The organism is Magnetospirillum sp. SS-4 (assembly GCF_902729425.1).
In the GTDB taxonomy this organism is placed as follows: Bacteria; Pseudomonadota; Alphaproteobacteria; order Rhodospirillales; family Magnetospirillaceae; genus Phaeospirillum.
In genome coordinates this window covers 132,107-151,517 of sequence record NZ_CACVCH010000070.1, presented here as the reverse complement: position 1 = coordinate 151,517, position 19,411 = coordinate 132,107, and the positions used below count along the sequence as shown (strand labels likewise).

20 protein-coding genes and 1 tRNA gene are annotated in these 19,411 nt (G+C 65.8%); 17 read left to right on the top strand and 4 right to left on the bottom strand.

What is annotated here, in order from left to right; genetic code table 11:
* Window positions 1-14 precede the first annotated feature (14 nt).
* The 7 genes from trmD (at window position 15) to leuB (ending at window position 6,265) form a co-directional block, all read left to right on the top strand.
* On the top strand, window positions 15-701 hold the full coding sequence (trmD, locus tag MTBSS4_RS12830) for a tRNA (guanosine(37)-N1)-methyltransferase TrmD (RefSeq protein WP_173983797.1): 687 nt from the start codon (window positions 15-17) through the stop codon (window positions 699-701).
* A gap of 3 nt (window positions 702-704) precedes the next feature.
* Complete coding sequence (gene rplS / locus MTBSS4_RS12825; protein WP_173983796.1) at window positions 705-1,136, top strand: 50S ribosomal protein L19; 432 nt, start codon at window positions 705-707, stop codon at window positions 1,134-1,136.
* A 149-nt stretch (window positions 1,137-1,285) separates the two neighbouring features.
* Complete coding sequence (gene leuC / locus MTBSS4_RS12820) at window positions 1,286-2,689, top strand: 3-isopropylmalate dehydratase large subunit (RefSeq protein ID WP_173983795.1); 1,404 nt, start codon at window positions 1,286-1,288, stop codon at window positions 2,687-2,689.
* Between the two features lie 12 nt (window positions 2,690-2,701).
* The gene (locus MTBSS4_RS12815) at window positions 2,702-3,889 is read left to right on the top strand and encodes an AAA family ATPase (protein WP_173983794.1); all 1,188 of its coding nucleotides are present in this window, start codon (window positions 2,702-2,704) and stop codon (window positions 3,887-3,889) included.
* Window positions 3,886-4,458 (top strand): DUF4276 family protein, encoded by a 573-nt coding sequence (locus tag MTBSS4_RS12810; RefSeq protein ID WP_217425541.1) that lies wholly within the window; start codon window positions 3,886-3,888, stop codon window positions 4,456-4,458. The genes MTBSS4_RS12815 and MTBSS4_RS12810 overlap by 4 nt, the downstream gene beginning before the upstream one ends.
* 2 nt (window positions 4,459-4,460) lie before the next feature.
* Window positions 4,461-5,066, top strand: a complete 606-nt coding sequence (leuD, locus tag MTBSS4_RS12805; RefSeq protein ID WP_173983793.1) for a 3-isopropylmalate dehydratase small subunit — start codon at window positions 4,461-4,463, stop codon at window positions 5,064-5,066.
* Window positions 5,067-5,158: 92 nt separating this feature from the next.
* Window positions 5,159-6,265: a 3-isopropylmalate dehydrogenase gene (gene leuB, locus MTBSS4_RS12800; RefSeq protein ID WP_173983792.1), complete on the top strand. Its 1,107-nt coding sequence runs from the start codon at window positions 5,159-5,161 to the stop codon at window positions 6,263-6,265.
* A gap of 75 nt (window positions 6,266-6,340) precedes the next feature.
* Here leuB and flgH read toward each other — a convergent pair whose 3' ends face one another.
* The 4 genes from flgH to flgF are packed head-to-tail and all read right to left on the bottom strand — an operon-like array spanning window position 6,341 to window position 9,728.
* Complete coding sequence (gene flgH, locus MTBSS4_RS12795) at window positions 6,341-7,123, bottom strand: flagellar basal body L-ring protein FlgH (protein ID WP_173983791.1); 783 nt, start codon at window positions 7,121-7,123, stop codon at window positions 6,341-6,343.
* A 22-nt stretch (window positions 7,124-7,145) separates the two neighbouring features.
* The gene (flgA, locus tag MTBSS4_RS12790; protein ID WP_173983790.1) at window positions 7,146-8,162 is read right to left on the bottom strand and encodes a flagellar basal body P-ring formation chaperone FlgA; all 1,017 of its coding nucleotides are present in this window, start codon (window positions 8,160-8,162) and stop codon (window positions 7,146-7,148) included.
* A gap of 10 nt (window positions 8,163-8,172) precedes the next feature.
* A complete protein-coding gene (flgG, locus tag MTBSS4_RS12785) occupies window positions 8,173-8,958 on the bottom strand; it encodes a flagellar basal-body rod protein FlgG (protein WP_173983789.1) in 786 nt (261 codons plus the stop codon).
* A 29-nt stretch (window positions 8,959-8,987) separates the two neighbouring features.
* Entirely contained in the window at window positions 8,988-9,728 is a 741-nt protein-coding gene (flgF, locus tag MTBSS4_RS12780; RefSeq protein ID WP_173983788.1) for a flagellar basal-body rod protein FlgF, read from the bottom strand.
* A gap of 291 nt (window positions 9,729-10,019) precedes the next feature.
* Between flgF and MTBSS4_RS12775 the strand changes: the two genes are divergently transcribed.
* The 10 genes from MTBSS4_RS12775 to MTBSS4_RS12730 all read left to right on the top strand — a co-directional run bounded on the left by MTBSS4_RS12775 (window position 10,020) and on the right by MTBSS4_RS12730 (window position 19,398).
* On the top strand, window positions 10,020-10,562 hold the full coding sequence (locus MTBSS4_RS12775; RefSeq protein ID WP_173983787.1) for a flagellar basal body-associated FliL family protein: 543 nt from the start codon (window positions 10,020-10,022) through the stop codon (window positions 10,560-10,562).
* 21 nt (window positions 10,563-10,583) lie between these two features.
* Window positions 10,584-11,771, top strand: coding sequence for a flagellar motor switch protein FliM (fliM, locus tag MTBSS4_RS12770; protein ID WP_173983786.1), 1,188 nt, complete (start codon window positions 10,584-10,586; stop codon window positions 11,769-11,771).
* Window positions 11,772-11,774: 3 nt separating this feature from the next.
* Window positions 11,775-12,305 (top strand): DUF6468 domain-containing protein, encoded by a 531-nt coding sequence (locus MTBSS4_RS12765; protein WP_173983785.1) that lies wholly within the window; start codon window positions 11,775-11,777, stop codon window positions 12,303-12,305.
* Window positions 12,306-12,315: 10 nt separating this feature from the next.
* The gene (locus tag MTBSS4_RS12760) at window positions 12,316-13,170 is read left to right on the top strand and encodes a MotE family protein (protein WP_173983784.1); all 855 of its coding nucleotides are present in this window, start codon (window positions 12,316-12,318) and stop codon (window positions 13,168-13,170) included.
* 119 nt (window positions 13,171-13,289) lie between these two features.
* Window positions 13,290-13,676 carry a response regulator gene (locus MTBSS4_RS12755; protein WP_068489845.1) on the top strand — a complete coding sequence of 129 codons (387 nt, stop codon included), beginning with the start codon at window positions 13,290-13,292 and terminating at the stop codon, window positions 13,674-13,676.
* 134 nt (window positions 13,677-13,810) lie between these two features.
* Window positions 13,811-14,452 carry a protein phosphatase CheZ gene (locus MTBSS4_RS12750; RefSeq protein ID WP_173983783.1) on the top strand — a complete coding sequence of 214 codons (642 nt, stop codon included), beginning with the start codon at window positions 13,811-13,813 and terminating at the stop codon, window positions 14,450-14,452.
* A 37-nt stretch (window positions 14,453-14,489) separates the two neighbouring features.
* Window positions 14,490-17,879, top strand: a complete 3,390-nt coding sequence (locus MTBSS4_RS12745) for a tetratricopeptide repeat protein (protein ID WP_173983782.1) — start codon at window positions 14,490-14,492, stop codon at window positions 17,877-17,879.
* A gap of 25 nt (window positions 17,880-17,904) precedes the next feature.
* Window positions 17,905-18,528, top strand: coding sequence for a hypothetical protein (locus tag MTBSS4_RS12740; protein ID WP_173983781.1), 624 nt, complete (start codon window positions 17,905-17,907; stop codon window positions 18,526-18,528).
* A gap of 43 nt (window positions 18,529-18,571) precedes the next feature.
* Window positions 18,572-18,647, top strand: a tRNA-Val gene (locus MTBSS4_RS12735).
* Window positions 18,648-18,798: 151 nt separating this feature from the next.
* On the top strand, window positions 18,799-19,398 hold the full coding sequence (locus MTBSS4_RS12730; RefSeq protein WP_173983780.1) for a DsbA family protein: 600 nt from the start codon (window positions 18,799-18,801) through the stop codon (window positions 19,396-19,398).
* Window positions 19,399-19,411 lie beyond the last annotated feature (13 nt).

Below are 19,411 nucleotides of genomic sequence, written 5' to 3'. Positions count from 1 at the left end.
CCTGGCGGGCCTTGATGCTGACCCTCTTCCCCGAGATGTTTCCCGGGCCGCTGGGGTTGTCGCTGGCGGGCCGGGCGCTGGAGGACGGGATATGGTCCATCGAGGCGGTGGACATCCGGGGCTTCGCCACGGACAGGCACCGCAACGTGGACGATTCGCCCTTCGGCGGCGGGGCCGGCATGGTGATGCGCCCGGACGTTCTGGACGCCGCCATTCGCGGCGCCGGGGCGATCGGGCCGCTGGTGTACATGACGCCGCGCGGGCGCAGGCTGGATCAGGCTCTGGTCCGCGATCTGGCCGAAGGGCCGGGCGTCAGGGTGTTGTGCGGGCGCTTCGAGGGAGTCGACCAGCGGGTGCTGGAGGCCCACGGAGCCCTGGAGGTCAGTGCCGGCGATTTCGTCCTGTCGGGCGGGGAACCGGCGGCGCTTCTGATGTTGGACGCCATCGTGCGATTGCTTCCCGGCGTGGTCGGCAAGCAGGAATCGCTGGCGGAAGAGAGCTTCGAATGGGGATTGCTTGAATATCCCCATTATACCCGCCCCCAGACATGGGAAGGGCGGTCGGTGCCGGAGGTTCTGCTGTCCGGTCACCACGAGAAGATCAGGGCCTGGCGCAAGCGTCAGGCGGAGGAGATAACCCGGCTGCGCCGGCCCGATCTGTGGGATCGGTATGTCGCAGCCTCTAAAGTAAGCGAGGGTTGAGCCATGGTGAATATCATTGAGCAGCTCGAAAAGGAGCAGATCGACAAGCTGACCGCCGTTCGCGGCGTTCCCAGCTTCGCTCCGGGCGATACCGTTCGGGTGAACGTGAAGGTCATCGAAGGGAATCGCGAGCGCGTCCAGGCCTATGAGGGCGTCTGCATCGCCCGCAAGAACGACGGACTGAATTCGTCCTTCGTGGTGCGCAAGATTTCGTATGGCGAGGGTGTCGAGCGCATCTTCCCGCTGTACTCCCCCAACATCGCCTCCATCGACGTGGTCCGCCGCGGCGATGTGCGTCGCGCCAAGCTGTACTATCTGCGCGACCGTCGCGGCAAGTCGGCCCGCATCGCCGAGCAGACCACCGGCCATTCCGGCAAGGTCACCGCCGCCGAGCGCGCCGATGCCGCCGCCGCCAAGGCGAAGGCCAAGGAATAATCCTCCTTCGCCTCGGACTGCCCCTCGCACCGGTTCCGCCTTTGGGCGGAGCCGGTTCCGGGGAATCGACGGGTTGTTGAAGGCCTCTTGCCAAGGGATGGATACATCCCAAGATTCGAGGCTGAACACGCCGCATTTAGGGATTCGACATGGCCAAGCCCCGCACGTTGTTCGACAAGATCTGGGACGCTCATCTGGTTGACGTCCAGGATGACGGCACCTGCCTGATCTATATCGACCGCCATCTGGTTCACGAAGTGACCAGTCCGCAGGCCTTCGAGGGGCTGGAGATGGCCGGCCGCAAGGTGCGCCACCCCGAGATGACCCTGGCGGTGGCCGACCACAACGTGCCGACCACCGACCGGTCCAAGGGGATCGAGAACCTGGAAAGCCGGGTGCAGGTCGAGACCCTGGAGGCCAACGCGCGGAAGTTCGGCGTCGAGTATTTCGGCATGGACGACATCCGCCAGGGCGTGGTCCACATCATCGGTCCGGAACAGGGCTTCACCCTGCCCGGAACCACCATCGTCTGCGGCGATTCCCATACCTCGACCCACGGCGCCTTCGGCTCGCTGGCCTTCGGCATCGGCACCTCGGAGGTCGAGCATGTGCTGGCCACCCAGACCCTGGTGCAGAAGCCGGCCAAGAACATGCGCATCACGGTCAAGGGCAAGGCCCCGGCCGGCATCACCGCCAAGGACATCGTGCTGGCCATCATCGGCAGGATCGGCACCGCCGGCGGCACCGGCTACGTGGTGGAATACGCCGGCGAGGCCATCCGCGATCTGTCCATGGAAGGCCGCATGACGGTCTGCAACATGACCATCGAGGCCGGCGCCCGCGCCGGCCTGATCGCGCCTGACGACAAGACCTTCGCCTATATCGCCGGCAAGCCGCGCGCTCCCAAGGGGGCAGCCTTCGAGGCTGCCGTCAATTACTGGAAGACGCTGCACACCGACGACGGCGCCCATTTCGACGTCGAGATCGAGCTGGACGCTGGCGCCCTGGTGCCGCAGATCACCTGGGGCACCAGCCCCGAGGACGTGATTCCGATCACCGGCGCCGTGCCTGACCCGGCCGACATCAAGGACGAGGCCAAGAAGAAGGCGGTGCAGCGCTCGCTGGACTACATGGGACTCGTCGCCGGCCAGAAGGCCACCGACATCGCCATCGACGTGGTGTTCATCGGGTCGTGCACCAACGGCCGCATCGAGGATTTCCGCGCCGCCGCCGAAGTGTTCAAGGGCCGCAAGGTCGCCGCCGGCGTCCAGGCGCTGATCGTGCCCGGCTCCGGCCTGGTCAAGGAGCAGGCCGAGGCCGAGGGACTGGACAAGGTGTTCATCGAGGCCGGCGCCGAATGGCGCGAGCCCGGCTGTTCCATGTGCCTGGCCATGAACGCCGACCAGTTGAAGCCCGGCCAGCGCTCGGCCTCGACCTCGAACCGCAATTTCGAGGGACGCCAGGGACGCGGCGGCCGCACCCACCTGGTCAGCCCCGCCATGGCGGCGGCGGCGGCGGTCACCGGCAGGCTCACCGACGTTCGGAGCCTCTGAGGAGCCGTTCCGATGCGCCTTGTGTCCATCAAGGTCAAGAACTTCAAGGTGCTGCGGGACGTGTCCATCGACAACGTCCCGCAGTTCATGGTTTTGGTCGGCGCCAATGGAGCTGGCAAAAGCACTTTTTTTCAGCTTTTCGGTTTTCTGGGCGATGCCCTGCGCAACAATGTCCGGCAAGCCCTGCAAAAGAGGGGCGGCTTCAACGAGGTGGTGTCGCGCGGCTGTGCCGACCAGACCATCCTGATCGAGTTGAAGTTTCGTATGCAGTTGCTCGACCGAGAGCGGCTGGTGACCTATCTGGTGGAGATCGGCAAAGCCCCCAACAGCCAACCGGTGGTGGTGAAGGAGATTCTCCGCTATAAGCGCGGCCCCCAGGGCAAGCCGTTTCACTTCCTACAGTTCTCTTCCGGGCAGGGCTACGCCATCTCCAACGAAGAGAATTTCAATAAGCCTGACGAGGATCTGACTCGCGAGGATCAGACCCTGGACTCGCCTGACATTCTGGCACTCAAAGGGCTGGGGCAGTTCCAGCGTTTCAAGGCGGCTCGTGCGGTGCGTTCCCTGATCGAGAACTGGCACCTATCGGACTTTCACATCAACGCGGCTCGGGGAGCCAAAGATGCCGGCTATGCCGAGCATCTGTCCGCCGACGGTGACAATCTGCCGCTGGTGACCCAGTACCTCTATGAAAGTCATCCGAAACTGTTCCAGCAGGTTCTGGACAAAATGACCCGGCGGGTTCCCGGTGTCGCCAAGGTCGAGGCTGTTCCAACGGCGGATGGCCGCATCGTCCTGCGTTTCCAGGACGGAACCTTCAAGGATCCGTTCGTCTCGCGCTTTGTTTCAGACGGTACCATCAAGATGTTTGCCTATCTGGTCCTGCTGCACGACCCCACACCCCATCCGCTGCTGTGCGTCGAGGAACCGGAGAACCAACTCTATTACTCGCTGCTGGGCGAACTGGCTGAGGAATTTCAGGATTATGCGCGGCGTGGTGGGCAGGTTGTCGTTTCAACCCACTCTCCCGACTTCCTGGATGCCGTTTCCCTGGACTCTATCTTCTGGCTGGAGAAGAGGGATGGCTTTAGCGCCATCGCCCGTGCCTCCGATGACCCGCAGCTTGAGGCACTGGTCCGCGAGGGGGATCTACCCGGCCGTCTGTGGGCACAGAAACTGTTCGGGAAGGTTGATCCATGATGGGACCCGAACTGGTCTTCATGGTGGAAGAAGCCTCGATGGAGAACACTCTGAAAGCCATCCTGCCCCGCCTTCTGCCGGACGGTCTGGCTTTCAAGATTATTCCTCATTCGGGCAAGGGCGATCTTGAAAGATCTTTTCCCAGAAAGTTGCGAGCCTGGAAGAACCCACGAGCCCGCTTTGTCATCGTTCGGGACAATGACGGTGGTGATTGCGTTGCATTAAAAAGCCGGCTTGTGGAAACATGCACGGCCAGCGGGCGACCGCAATCCCTTGTCCGGATTGTCTGCCAGGAATTGGAGGCGTGGTTCCTGGGGGATCTTCGGGCCGTCGAACACGCTGGTCTGGCGAAGGATTGCGCCAAGCTTCAGGCAAAGAAGCTATTCCGCAACCCCGATCACATTGAGAAGTCCAAGAATAAGCTGATCGATCTGGCGCCGACCTATCAGCCGCGCAATGGCTCGCAGGCCATCGCGCCGCATTTGTCTCTCGACAACAACACCTCGACCAGCTTTAACGTCTTTATCTCCGGCGTCCGACGGGTCGCCGAGCAAATGGGAACCGCCTGACCATGGAAAAGTTCACCGTTCTCACCGGCGTCGCGGCGCCGCTGTCCATGATCAACGTCGATACCGACATGATCATTCCCAAGCAGTTCCTGAAGACCATCAAGCGCACCGGTCTTGGCAAGAATCTGTTCGACGAGATGCGCTATACCCCGGACGGCAAGGAAGTCGCCGAGTTCGTGCTGAACCGGCCGGCCTACCGCGCCGCCAGGATCCTGGTGGCCGGCGCCAATTTCGGCTGCGGCTCGTCGCGTGAGCATGCGCCCTGGGCCATCAACGATTTCGGCATCCGGTGCATCATTGCCCCCAGCTTTGCCGATATCTTCTTCAACAACTGCTTCAAGAACGGCATCCTGCCGATCGTGCTGCCGCAAGAGCAGGTGGACAAGCTGCTCGACGACGCCGAGCGCGGCGCCAACGCCGTGGTCACCGTCGACCTGGAGAAGCAGACCATCACCGGTCCCGACGGCGGCCTGATCCGCTTCGAGGTCGATCCGTTCCGCAAGCATTGCCTGCTGAATGGCCTGGACGACATCGGTCTGACGTTGCAGCGCGAGGAAAAGATCTCCGCGTTCGAGGACCAGCGCAGGACCTCGACGCCCTGGTTGTGACGCATGGCGTCCATTACCGAACGCGGGTTGACGCCGGCTCTGGTCGGCGCTAGGCATTAGATCGTCCGATATAGATAATGTGGGAGAGTACCATGGCCGCCAGGAAGCTCCTGATTCTGCCCGGTGACGGCATCGGCGTCGAGGTCATGGCGCAGGTGCGCCGGATCATCGACTGGATGGCGAAGAAGCGGAAGATCGAGTTCGACCTCTCCGAGGGGCTGATCGGCGGTTCGTCCTACGACGTTCACGGCACGCCGCTCTCCGACGCCACCCTGGCCGCGGCCATGGAATCCGACGCCGTGCTGCTGGGCGCGGTGGGCGGCCCGAAGTGGGACGACCTGCCCTTCGACAAGAAGCCGGAACGCGGTTTGCTGAAGATCCGCAAGGAGATGGGCCTGTTCGCCAATCTGCGTCCCGCCACCGTGCTGGACGCCCTGGCCGACGCCTCGACCCTGAAGCACGACGTGGTCGCCGGCCTGGACATCATGATCCTGCGCGAGCTGACCGGCGGCCTTTATTTCGGCGAGCCGCGCGGCATCGAGACCCTGCCCGACGGCAGCCGCAAGGGCTTCAACACCCTGGTCTACACCACGCCGGAAATCGTCCGCATCGGCCGCGTCGCCTTCGAGCTGGCCAGGAAGCGCAACAAGCGCGTCTGTTCGGTGGACAAGGCCAACGTGCTGGAATGCACCGTCTTGTGGCGGGAAGAGATGATCAAGCTGCAAAAGGAGGAGTTCCCCGACGTGGAGCTCAGCCACATGTACGTGGACAACGCCGCCATGCAGCTGGTGCGCAATCCCAAGCAGTTCGACGTCATGGTCACCGAGAACATGTTCGGCGACATCCTGTCCGATTGCGCCGCCATGCTGACCGGCTCGCTGGGCATGCTGCCGTCCGCCTCGCTGGGTGCCGCCGATGCCCAGGGGCGCCGCAAGGCGCTGTACGAGCCGGTGCACGGCTCGGCCCCCGACATCGCCGGCAAGGACATGGCCAATCCGCTGGCCACCATCATGAGCTTCGCCATGTGCCTGCGCTATTCCTTCGACATGGTGGCCGAGGCCGACCTGATCGAGGCGGCGGTCAAGGCGGTGCTGAAGGGCGGCCTGCGCACCGCCGACATCATGCAGCCGGGCAAGGCCAAGGTCTCGACCACCGTCATGGGCGAGGCCGTGGTCCGCGAACTGGACAAGGCGGCCTGAGCCATCAGGCCCCGCCCAACGGAAAAGGCGCTTCCCTCGGGAAGCGCCTTTTCCGTTGTAGAGGGGCGGGATGTATCAGAACGGGAAGATGATGTCGAAGATCTGCTGGCCGTAGCGCGGCTGGGTGACGTCGCTGACCATGCCGCGTCCGCCGTAATAGACCCGGGCCTCGGCAATTTTTTCCGAGGCGACGCTGTTGGACGAACTGATGTCCTCGGGCCGGATGATGCCCTGGATGGACAATTCCCGCATCTCGTAGTGAACCCGGAATTCCTGGCGGCCCGAGATCACCAGGTTGCCGTTGGGCAGAACCTGGGTGATGACGGCCGCCATGGTGACGTTGATGGCCTCGGTCCGGGCGGTCTTGCCGGTGTTGGACACGCTGGAGGCGGACTTGATGTCGGCCAGGCTGGCCAGATTCAGGCTTTCGGGCAGGATCTTGTTCAGGCTCTGCTCGAAGCCCAGCAGCGACACCGGGCTGCCGGTGGTGCCGCTGCCGGCCGATTCCGAGCCGGCGCGGGTGTTGGTCAGGGTGCTGGTCAGGGTGGCGTTGTCGTTGATGGCCACCGAAACGGTCAGGATGTCGCCCACGTCCTTGGCGCGCTGGTCCTTGAAGAAGGCCCTCGCGCCCGGCCGCCACAGCGAGTTGGCGTTGGCCGGCGGCGCCACCGGCTGCGGCATCGGCATGGTGATGGGCTGGTAGCCGGCCCGCTGGGTCGGGTTCTGAATATCGGAAATCTGGGGGCCGGAGCCGACTTCCGACATGCGGGTCAGGATGTTGCAGGCGGCAAGCTCGGAGACGGCGGCGATGACGGCGATGGCGCGCAGGGTCTTGGGAAGGGCTTCGCGGCGGAACATGATCGTTACTCCCATCTACTCGTCAGTTCGCAAGGGCGCGCATGCCGCCCGGCAGCACCGACACCTGTCCCGGTCCCTCGACCTTGGCGTCGACGGTCTGCTTGCTCTGGACGTTGGTGACGCGGATGACGTCGCCGATGCTGCCGTCCTCGATGGCGCGGCCCTGGGCGGTCAGGGTCATGAACTTGCTGCGCACCATCATGGTGACCGAGCTGTTCTTGGCGACCGCCACCGGCTTTTGCACCTCGACCGTGCGGACCGGGGCGCCGGAGCGCAGCTGGTAGCGCGGCTCCTGGCCGATCAGCTGGCGGGCGGTGGTGATGATGTCGCGGCGGATGACCTCGTCGCGCACGTCCACCCACTGGATATCGGCTTCGGTGATGGTGTCGCCGCGTCCCATGGGGCGCGCCAGGACCGGAATGCTGACCGAGGCGAAGACGTTGCCGGCGACCTTGACCCGGGTGGCGTTGGGAGCGCCGGCCGGAACCTCGACCATGGCCGAGAAGCGGTTCATGCGGCGGTCGTAGAACACGTCGCGGATTCCGACGGTCGGAGTGACATTGCTGGGGATGACGATGTGCATGGCGGCGCGGTTGGTGATTTCGACCGTGCTGTTGTTGGGCGCGCCTTCCAGGCGCAGCGCCTCGCGCAGTTCGGTCTCGACCGAGCGGAAGTCAACGGTCTGGCCGGAACGTTCGACCACCGAACGCTCGAACGGGGTGGCCGGGCGCCAGTCGAGCCCATGGGACTGGGCGACCACGGCCAGCCAGCGGGTTTCCAGGGTGACGCGCTTGCCCGGCTGCGGCGCGTTGGCCAGCGGCACCTCGGCCTTGTCGCCGATATTCTCCCACAGGTCGCCCAGGCGGATGATGTCGGCGTCGATGACGACGCTGGCCTTCAACTGGGGGGGCAACTCGGCGGCGGCGGCGGCGGCGGCACCGAGCGACAGGGCGGCGGCGGCGGCGGCGGCACCGAGCGACAGGGCGGCGGCGAGGGCGATGCCGGCGATGCGAACGGAGGCGGCGAGGCGGCGGGTCATGGCGGTCTCCTTACTTCATCTGGTTGATGGTGGAGAGCATTTCGTCGGAGGCCTGGATGACCTTCGAATTCATTTCGTAGGCGCGCTGGGCGCCGATCAGGTTGGTGACCTCGGCCACCACGTTGACGTTGGAGGTCTCCAGGAAGCCCTGCAACAAGGTGCCGAAGCCGGGCTTGCCGGGGGGCTGGGTCGAAGGCTGGCCCGAGGCCGGGGTTTCCATGAACAGGTTGTTGCCGCGCGCTTCCAGGCCGGCGTCGTTGGCGAAGGTGGCCAGCGTCAGCTGGCCCTTGACCTGGCTTTGCACCTGGCCGTCCTGCTTGACGATGACCTGGCCGGTGGCGTCGACGGTGATGCCGACCGCGTCCGGCGGAATGGTGATCTGCGGCTGCACCAGATAGCCTTCGTGGGTGACGATGTTGCCTTCGGGCGACAGCTGGAACGAGCCGTCGCGGGTATAGGCGGTTTCGCCCGACGGCAGCAGGACCCGGAAGTAGCCCTTGCCCTGGATCGCCATGTCCAGCGAGTTGTCGGTGCTTTGGACGCTGCCCTGCTCGGTGATGCGGTAGACGGCGGTGGTCTTGACGCCGAGGCCAAGCTGCACGCCGGTCGGCACGATGGTGCCGGTATCGGACGATTGCGAGCCGACGCGGCGCAGGTTCTGGTACAGAAGGTCGGCGAATTCCGGACGCCGCCTGGTGAACGCCGTGGTGTTCATGTTGGCGATGTTGTTGGAAATGACCTCGACGTTGGTCTGCTGGGCCAGCATGCCGGTGGCGGCGATATTGAGCGAGCGCATGGCGTGTTCCTCTTCCCCTATGATTCCGGTCAGGCGGGCCGGGCGCCCGACAGGGCCTGCATGGCCTTCATGGTGCGTTCGTGCTCGGTGTCCAGCATCTTCTGGACACCCTGGTATTCCCTCAGGATCTGCGTCATCCGGGTCATCTCGACCACCGGCTGGACGTTGGATTCCTCGATCATCCCCTGGACGATGGCGGGGCGGGCCACCACCTCCGGCTCCAAGGTGGTCTCGAACAGGGTGTCGCCGGCGTTGCGCAATTCCTGATCGTTGCTGAACTTGACCACCTTGAGGCGCGCGACGCGGCCGTTCTCGGTGGAGACGGTGCCGTCCTCGGAAACCTCGATGCGGGTTTCGTTGGGGGCGAAGATGATGGGCTGGTCGCGGTCGTCCATCACCGCAAACCCCTGGGAATTGACCAGCATGCCGGTCTGGTCCATGCGGAAATGGCCGCTGCGGGAATAGCGCATGCCGGCCTCGGTCTCGATCTGGAAATAGCCGTCGCCGTGGATGGCGAAATCCAGGGGATTGTCGGTCTTGGTCAGCGGCCCCTCGCGGGTGTCGCGCAGCACGCCGACGTCCTGGACGAACGAGAGCTTGCCGCCGATGGCGCGCTGGCTGGAGCGGGTCGGGACCAGGAATTCCCGGAACATCATCTGCTCGCTCTTGAAGCCGGTGGTGTTGGCGTTCGCCATGTTGTTGGCGACCACGTCCAGCTGGCGCTGCAAGGCGGCCTGGCGGGAAAGGGCGATGTACGAGGTGTTCTGCATGGGTCTGCTCGCTGGCAAAACGGTTCGCCATCCTCAATGCATGGGGCGTGCCAATTGCTGGATATGGCGGAAATGCTGGAATGGGGGGCCCGCCGGGCGGCGAGGCGGGCGTCCTTGCCGGGCAGTTATTGCCGGGCGGGGCGGAGGATTGCTATCGTGGCGTCCGGCGGGCTGGCCGGGGTCCACTCTTTTATGGGGTGGCAACCTTATGTTAACCGCCGGGGGCTAGTTTCTAGGGTGAACAGGCGCAGGTCCGGTCGGGCCGGCGCGCCGACCGTTCGGATGAGGGCCATGGCCGAAGACCTGGAAGAAGATTTCGAAGAAGGCGAAGGCTCGGAAGACTCATCGGAGTCGCCGAAGAAAAAGCTGCCGATCAAGAAGATCCTGATCATCGTGCTGCCGATTCTGCTGCTGGCGGGCGGCGGCGCCGGGGTCTATTTCTCCGGCATCCTGGACAAGTTCCTGGGCGACAAGGTCGAAGAGGCCCCCAAGGAGGCCGCCGCGCCGCCGCCGCCCAAGGCGGTGCAGGCGGCCGCCTTCATGGATCTGCCCGAGATGCTGGTCAATCTTCAGACCACCGGCCGCAAGCAGGCCTTCCTCAAGCTGCGGGTGGCGCTGGAACTGGAGGCGATCACCGACCAGCCTCGGGTCGAGCAGATGCTGCCGCGCATCGTCGACAACTTCCAGGTCTATCTGCGCGAGCTCAGGATCGAGGATTTGCAGGGTGCGTCGGGCATGCATCTTCTGCGCGAGGAATTGCTGACCCGCGTCAACGCGGCGGTCAAGCCGGTCAAGGTCAGCGACGTGTTGTTCAAGGAAATGCTGGTCCAATGACGGACCGGCCCTAGCGCTGGAATGGCGATGGAAGACGAAGGCGGCCAGGGTAGAGGCGCCGAGGACGAAGAAGCCCTCATGAAGGAATGGGCTGCCATGGCCGGCGACGGCGATGGCGGGGGCGGAGGCGGCGGAGGCGGAGACGAGGACGGCGGCGCCATGGCCGCCGAATGGGAGGCCATGCTCGGCGCCGGCGATTCCGGCGCGTCGGAAACCCAGGCCGCCGTCGCCAAGGACGCCACCCGCGTTCTGAACCAGGACGAAATCGATTCGCTGCTGGGGTTCGACGACGACGGCGGCGGCTCCGGCGACAAGTCCGGCATCCAGGCCATTCTCAACAGCGCCCTGGTCTCCTACGAACGCCTTCCCATGCTGGAGGTGGTGTTCGACCGTCTGGTGCGCATGATGTCGACCTCCATGCGCAATTTCACGTCGGACAACGTGGAAGTGTCGCTGGACAACATCCTCAGCCTGCGTTTCGGCGACTACCTGAACTCGATTCCGCTGCCGGCCATGCTGGCGGTGTTCAAGGCCGAGGAATGGGATAATTTCGGGCTGCTGACCGTCGATTCCTCGCTGATCTATTCCATCGTCGACGTGCTGCTGGGCGGCCGGCGCGGCACCGCGGCCATGCGCATCGAGGGCCGTCCCTACACCACCATCGAACGCAATCTGGTCGAGCGCATGGTGCATGTGGTGCTGTCGGACCTGTCGGCCGCCTTCGATCCGCTCAGCCCGGTCACCTTCCGCTTCGACCGGCTGGAGACCAATCCGCGCTTCGCCACCATTTCCCGCCCCAGCAACGCCGCCATCGTCGCCAAGCTGCGCATCGACATGGAAGATCGCGGCGGCCGCCTCGAACTGTTGCTGCCCTACGCCACCCTGGAGCCGGTGCGCGAGTTGCTGCTTCAGATGTTCATGGGCGAAAAATTCGGCCGCGACTCCATCTGGGAAACCCACCTGGCCGAAGAGCTGTGGATGACCGAGGTGGAACTGGAGGCGGTGCTGGACGAGCAGGTGATGAACCTGCGCGAGGTCCTGGCCTGGAAGCCGGGGTCGAAGCTGACGCTGAACGCCACGCCGGATTCCCATATCGACATGCGCTGCGGCGACATTGCCCTGTTTCGCGGCCGCATGGGACGCAAGGGCCAGCACATCGCCATCCAGGTCGACGACACCAGCCGGCGCGACAAGACGAAGGGAAGCTGAACCGTGGATTGGAAGGTCGCCCTCGACATCGTGGTTTCGCTGCTGCTGATCGCCACCATCGGCTATGCGGTGATGCTGAACTCGCGGCTGTCGTCCCTGCGCAAGAACCGCGACGACCTGGCCCGGACCATCACCAATTTCAACGAGGCCACGGTCCGGGCGGAATCCTCGATCCCCAAGCTGCGCAAGGCGGCGGAGGAAGCCGGCCAGACCTTGCAGGAACGGGTGGAGAAGGCCCAGTCGCTGCGCGACGATCTCGCCTTCATGATCGAGCGCGCCGACACCATGGCCAACCGCCTGGAAAACGCGGTGCGCAACGCCCGTCCCGACGGTCGTCCCGACGGCCGCGCCGGGGCGGCGGCCAGCGCGCCGGGACTGGCGGCGGCCTCTCCGGCCCCGGCGCGGAGCGGCGCCGGAGCCCGCGCCGCCCAGCAGGCAGCCATCGCCGCCGCCGCCGCCAGCGCCGAGGCCGAGGACGACGAACGCTCGGAAGCCGAGCGCGAATTGCTGCGCGCCCTGCAATCCATGAGATGAGGGCCGCGCCATGGCATCGAAATCCTCCAAGCCCTCCCGCCAGTCCTCCGGAAACCGCAAGCAGAAGCCGGCGGCCCCGGTTTCCGCCGCGCCCTCCGCCGCCGCCGCCGGACCTCGGCCGCCCATCGTCCGCATCCTGCCGGTCCTGATCTTCGTGGGGGTGCTGATGCTGTCGGTGCGGGTCACCGACATCTTCAAGGGCATGTTCGGGCTGGATTCGCTCTCCGTCGCCGAATTGCAGGCGCAGCAGCCCCCCAAGCCGGCGGCCGCGCCGGCGCCGGCCGCCGCGACTCCCGCCGCCGCGCCAGCCGCCGCTCCGCCGCCCACTCCGGCGGCCGCCACTCCCGCCGCCGGGGCGGCCGGCGCTCCGCCGTCCCCTCCGCCCGCCGCCGCCACTCCGGCCAATGCCCCGGTCGGAGGCAATTCGGACGGCACCTTGAGCCAGACCGAACTGGACGTTCTGCAAAAGCTACAGGAACGGCGTGGTTCGCTGGACGTGCGCGAACGCGACATCGAGCGGCGAGAGGCACTGCTGAAGGCCGCCGAGGATCAGATCGAGCGCAAGGTCGCCGAGATGAAGACGTTGCAGCACACCATCGAGGGATTGCTGCGCCAGTACAACGACCAGGAAGACAATAAAATGCGGTCCCTGGTCAAGATTTACGAAAACATGAAGCCCAAGGAAGCCGCCAAGATATTCGAGCAACTGGATATGAGCATCCTGCTGGAAGTCCTGGAGCGCATGAAGGAACAGCGGGTGGCGCCGATCCTTGCGGAAATGGATCCGTCCAAGGCCAAGGGGGTTACGGCCGAATTGGCGCAAAGACGCCAATTGCCGATGCCCAAGGGTGGACCTGGCGGTTAATCAGCGGGGAATGCATAAAAATGACTTGCGCAAGTGCCATCCCCTATCTTAACTAAGAAAATTCGTAGGATACCGGGTTTGTCGGTTTTCTGCGGGTAGTGTCTCGAAGGAGCGGATGAATGGCTGTCGATAAGAATATGAACGTCCTTATCGTGGATGACTACAAGACGATGTTGCGTATCATCCGGAACCTGCTGAAGCAGTTGGGCTTCAACAATGTCGATGAGGCTACCGACGGCGCCATGGCGCTGCAAATGCTCCGGGTGGGGACTTACGGTCTGGTTATTTCCGACTGGAACATGGAACCCATGACCGGATTGCAGTTGCTGCGCGAGGTTCGCGCCGACCCCAAGCTGAAGCCGGTTCCCTTCATCATGGTGACCGCCGAATCCAAGTCGGAAAACGTCATCGCCGCCAAGGAGGCGGGGGTCTCCAACTATATCGTCAAGCCGTTCAACGCCGAGACGCTGAAGACCAAGATGACCAGCGTTCTGGGCGATTTCTGACGCCGGACCGGATCGCCGCCATCCCGTCTCGACGGAATGGCGGCCGGTGACGGCTCGCGCCCCGGGAGGTGGGGATTTGCCGGGTGGGTCGCGGTTGCGGGCTTGCCGGGGTTTGGGGGAGAGGAGTCGAGGCCATGCCGGCCAAGGGCGTTGACCGCGATCTGGAACTGCGATTGGACGCCATCCGCCAGGAGCATGGCGATACCGTCAAGGTCGACAAAATCGGCGAGGTGGTGCGGGCCATGCTCGACAGCATGACCGGCGACATCAGCGCCGGCGACTTGCGGCTGTACCGCGAGCTGGAATCGCTGTCGCAATACATTCACGCCGCCAAGGAGGAGATCGCCGCCCTGCGCCCCGGCGAGATCAAGAACGAGTTCATCGCCTCGGCGACGGACGAGCTTGACGCCATCGTCGGCGCCACCGAGGCCGCCACCAACGAGATCATGGACGCGGCCGAAAGCCTGGGAAGCCTGTCCCCCCTGCTCGATCAGGAGGTCGCCAACCGGCTGGACGAAATCACCACCCGCATCTTCGAGGCCTGCACCTTCCAAGATATCACCGGCCAGCGCATCACCAAGGTGGTGAAGGCGCTGAAGGAAATCGAGGACAGGGTGGAAAGCCTGGTCAAGATGTTCGGCGCCGAGTACGAGGACGTGACGAAGACCACCGAGCCCAAGGCGCTCACCGACCAGGACCTTCTCAATGGCCCGCAGTTGCCCGGTGGCGGCACCAATCAGGCCGATATCGACGCGCTGCTGGCCAGCTTCGACTAGCCCCTCCATGGAGGCTGGACACAGCGGCGGACGACGAATGGCGGTATCTGGCTTCCTGCGGACCATCCTTCTGATCGTTGCCCTGCTGGGGCCGGTTCCGGCCGTCCTCGCCCCGTCGGCCCTGGCCCAGTCGACGCCCCGGGCCGCCGAGCATTCCGGCTTCGGCCGCATGGTGTTCGATTGGGACGGGCCGGTGAAGTTCTCGGCCGAGGTGGTCAACAGTCAGTTGATCGTCCGTTTCGACAAGCCCATCGCCGGCGACGCCAAGGTGGTGCTGCGGCCGCTGGCCCGCTACGTCAAGGGCGTCACCGTCAGTCCCGACCGCAAGATGGCCACCTTCCCCCTGGCGGTGCCGGTCCAGGTCAAAAGCTTCCTGACCGGCAATTCGGTGGTTGTCGATCTGGTGGAAAGCAAGACCCCAACCTCGTCGTCGGCGCCGCCGCCGGCCCCCGCCACCGCGACTCCGCCGCCCGACAGGCAGCCCCCCGACAAGCCGGCGTCCGACAAGCCGGCGTCCGGCAAGCCGCCGCCGGCCGCCGCCGCCGCGCCGCCGCCCGAAACGCCGGCCGGCCCGCCGGTCGACCTGATGGTGCGCGGCGGCGAGCATACCGGTTTCAACCGTCTGGTGTTCGATTGGCCCAAGCCGGTCGGCTATGCGGTGGACGAGTCCGGGGGGCGCGTCACCATCACCTTCGACCGTCCGGCCAATGTCAACGCGACCTCGCTGCGGGCGGCGCTGCCGCCCGACGTCGGCTTCCTCGAGACCAGGCCGGCCGGCTCGGGGACCATGGTGGCGCTGTCGCTGCCGCCGGGCATGCGGGTCCGTCACTTCACCGCCGGTCCGCGCATCGCCCTCGATCTGGTGCGGCCGGCCGGCGCGCCGCCGCCGCCGCGCGCCAGCGGCGCCGCCGCGCCGCCGCTGGCTCCGGCGCCGGGAACCGCCGAACAGCCGCAGGCGCTGCAACCGCTGACCCAGGCTCCGGCACCGTCCTCGCCGCCGCCCGCCGACGGCAAGACCAGCGGCCGGCCGGCCACCGCGTCCGAACCGGCCAAGGCCGGCGAGGAGGCCGTTCCCGCCGGCAAGTCGGTCAGTCTGGGCTTCGCCTTCGACAAGCCCGCCGGGGCGGCGGTGTTCCGCCGGGCCGGGTGGCTGTGGGCGGTATTCGACCTGAAGGTCGAGATGGACACCAAGCTGATCCGCCGCACCGGCGGCGACGTGGTGCTGCATGTGGAACAGATCCAGGGCTTCAAGGGCACGGCGGTGCGCATGATCACCCGGCCGGGCTTCAATCCGACCGTGCGCAAGGAAGGCCAGTTGTGGGTTCTGGACATTTCCGAGCACCCGATGGCCCCCAAGACCGCCGTCGATGTCAGGACCCAGCTGGATTTCCAGGATCGCGGCCGGGTGATCATCTCCATGACCGACGGCGCCCCCGCCATGGTGCTGAAGGATCCGGAGGTGGGCGACACCATCCAGGTGGTGACGGTTCCCAATATCGGCGTCGGCGTCAGGGGCGGGCGCGATTACCCCGGCATCGAACTGCTGCCCACCGCCCAGGGAATCGCCGCCGTCATGCACAGCGACGTCGCCCGCCTGGATGTCGGCAAGGCCGGCGTCGAGGCCACCATGCCGGGGGGGCTGTACCTGTCGCCGCTGCCGGGTGGCGGCGAGGCCGGCCAGGCGGCGGCTCCGGTGGCGGCCGAGATGATGGCGACCGGGCCGCTGGAAATCGGCAAGTGGCTGCGCGGCGGCAACGACAAATTCGTCGATGAGCACCGCAAGCTGCAAAGCCGTATCGCCTTTGTCCGTCCCGACGAGAAAAACGCCCAGCGCATGGAAATCGCCCGGCACTATCTGGCCAACGGCTTCGCCGCCGAGGCGCTGGGCGTCGCCAAGATCATGGCCGCGGTCGATCCCGCCATCGTCGAGACCCCGGCGTTCAAGGCCCTGCGCGGCGCCGCCAATTTCCTGATGCGCCGCGACGCCGACGCCATCGCCGACCTGTCGCTGCCGGCGCTCAAGGACGATCCTACCGTCCAACTGTTCCTGGCGGCGGCCATGGCCCGCTCGCAGCCCGACCCCAACAAGCAGGCGCTGGTGCTGCGTCTCGCTCACGAGGACATCAAGGGCTGGCCGCGCACGCTCCGCATGGAAATCGGCGAGGTGGCGGCCAGGACGGTGGCCAATGCCGGCGATTCCAAGGGCGCCGCCCGCATCGTCGATTCCATGATGGGGCCGGGGCTGTCGCGGCGCGACGTCGGCAAGCTGGCCTATCTGTCCGGCCTCGCCGCCATGGTGGGCCGGCAATACGATCAGGCCATCTCGCGCTTTCGCGACGCCGAGGCCAGCGACAGCCGCCCCGATCGCGCCCATGCCGCCCGCGACCGCGTCGAGCTGATGCTGCGCCTGGGCAAGATGACGCCGGTCGAGGCGATTCACGAACTGGAAAAGCTGCGCTTCGCCTGGCGCGGCGAGGATTTCGAATACCGCCTGATGAAGCGGCTGGGCCAGTTGCAGATCGCCGCCGGACGCTATGGCGAGGGGTTGCGCAGCATGCAGAGCCTGGCCGTCAATTACCCGGACAATCCCGATATCCCCAAGGTGACGGACGAGATGCACGACGCCTTCAACCGCCTGTTCCTGGGCGGCGAGGCCGAGAAGCTCCAGCCGGTGGTGGCCATCGGCCTCTACGACGAATTTCAGGAACTGACGCCGTCGGGCGCCCGGGGCGACGAGATGATCCGCCGGCTGGCCGACCGGCTGGCCTCGGTCGACCTGCTGGACCGCGCCAGCGAATTGCTGCGCCATCAGGTGGAATTCCGCCTGTCGGGCCTCGACAAGGTGCGGGTGGGAACCCGGCTGGCCTTCCTCAACATCTCGGACCGCAAGCCCGGCCTGGGGCTGGAGGCGCTGGAAGCCAGCGAGGTTCCCGACATTCCCGCCGATCTGGCGGCGCAGCGGCGTTATCTGCGGGTGCAGGCGCTGGACGATCTCGGCCGTTCGGCCGAGGCGCTGGCGCTGATCATCAACGACCAGGGCGACCAGGCCCGCAAGCTGCGCGCCGATATCTACTGGCGCCTGAAGAAATGGCCCGAGGCGGCCGCCACCTTGGAAAGCACCATCGAGAAGCCCATCGGCAACCGGCCGCTGGACCCCATCATGGCCCGGCGCGTGCTCGACACCGCCATCGCCATGACCCTGGGGCGCGACGAACGCGGCCTTGCCCGCCTGCGCCGTTCCTACGCCCCGCTGATGGCCGCCACCGAGTGGAAGGAGGCGTTCGACCTGCTGACCAGCGAACCCGAACGCGGCATCATCGATTACCGCCGGGTCGCCGACAAGATCAAGCAGGTGGAGGACTTCCAGAGCTTCATGGGCGAGTGGCGCAAGCGGGTGAAGACCGATGGGCTGTCATCCATACGGTGAATTGGTTCCAGAGCGGGAGAGACGCATGACGGGTATGGGCAAGGCCGCGGTGGCGGCGACGATCACGGTTCTGCTCTCCGGCTGCATCGCCCAATTGCCGCCGGCCGACAGCGTGCAACTGGCGCCGGTGCCCGGCGTGGCGCTGCCGTTCAAGGCCCGCGTCATGGTGTTCGCCGGCGAGGCCGATCTGGCGCGCAACCTCACCATCCAGATTTCGCGCTTCCAGTCCGAGGAAACCAAGGTGAAGGAAGGCCTCGCCCTGGCGCGGGCGACGCGGGCGGTGCTGGCCAAGGGGTTCGAGCAGGTGGAGATCAACGACCCCTCCATCCGCCCGCAGATCGTGGTCAAGCTGATCGGCAAGGCGGCATGGTCGCGACAGGACGCCAAGATGAAGCTGGGCTGTGGCGTCGATGCCTGGACCGCCGACGGGGTGCCGCTGGGCAGCTTCGTCGCCCGCTTCGACGCCAAGGATTCCGATTACCGCAGCGACCTGGAACCGGCCTTCGGCCAGTGCCTGGTCAAGCCGGTGGAGGATCTGCTGAACTCTCCGACCCTGGCCCGTCTGGCCGGCGCCGGCTTCCGCGATCCGCCGGAACCGGCGACCTCGGCCTGGATGCGGACCCTGGGGACCTTCGCGCCGGTGCGCTGATTCGCTTGCCCCATCGCCGGAAAAGCCATAGAACCGGCGCCACGGGCGGTTAGCTCAGCCGGTAGAGCGCCTGCTTTACACGCAGGATGTCGGCGGTTCGAACCCGTCACCGCCCACCATGCCTTCACGTCACGCTTGATGGTCCTCCGTCCCGGAGCGCTGGTCGCGGCGAATTCCGCCCAGGTCCGCTTCACCGGACTCACCCGTCTTGTGCCGGGGGCTTCCAGCCCCTAATATCCGCCTGGATTTTCCGCCTGGGAGGATACGAGGGTGAAGCCGTTCCGCCGTCTGCTAGCCGTTGCCGCCGCGCTGTTCCTTGGTCATGCCGCCCAGGCGGCCGAGGACGGGCACAAGATCGATCAGGTGCTGGGCAAGGCCGACGCCCCCCTCACCATCATCGAATACGCCTCCACCACCTGCGGCCATTGCGCCACCTTCCACAAGACCACCCTGCCCAAGCTGAAGAGCGAGTGGATCGACACCGGCAAGGCCAAGCTGATCTACCGCGATTTCCCCACCGGCCCCAAGGGGCTGTCGGTGGGCACCTCCATGATCGTTCACTGCGCCGGCCCGGAGCGCTATTTCGGGCTGCTGGGTCTCGTGATGGAGCAGCAGGAGAAATGGATGGGGGCCGCCGACAAGCTGGCGGAGCTGAAGAAGCTGGCCAAGCTGGCCGGACTGACCGAGGACAAGGTCGATGCCTGCCTCAAGCGCCAGGACCTGTCCGACGCCATCGAATTCCGCGCCAAGGAAGCCCACGAAAAGCTGGGCATCGACAGCACGCCCTCGTTTGTCATCGACGGCAAGGTCCTGGTGGGCGCCCAGTCGTTCGAGAGCCTGGACAAGGCGCTGAAGGCCGCCAAGAAATAGCGACCAGGGGGGA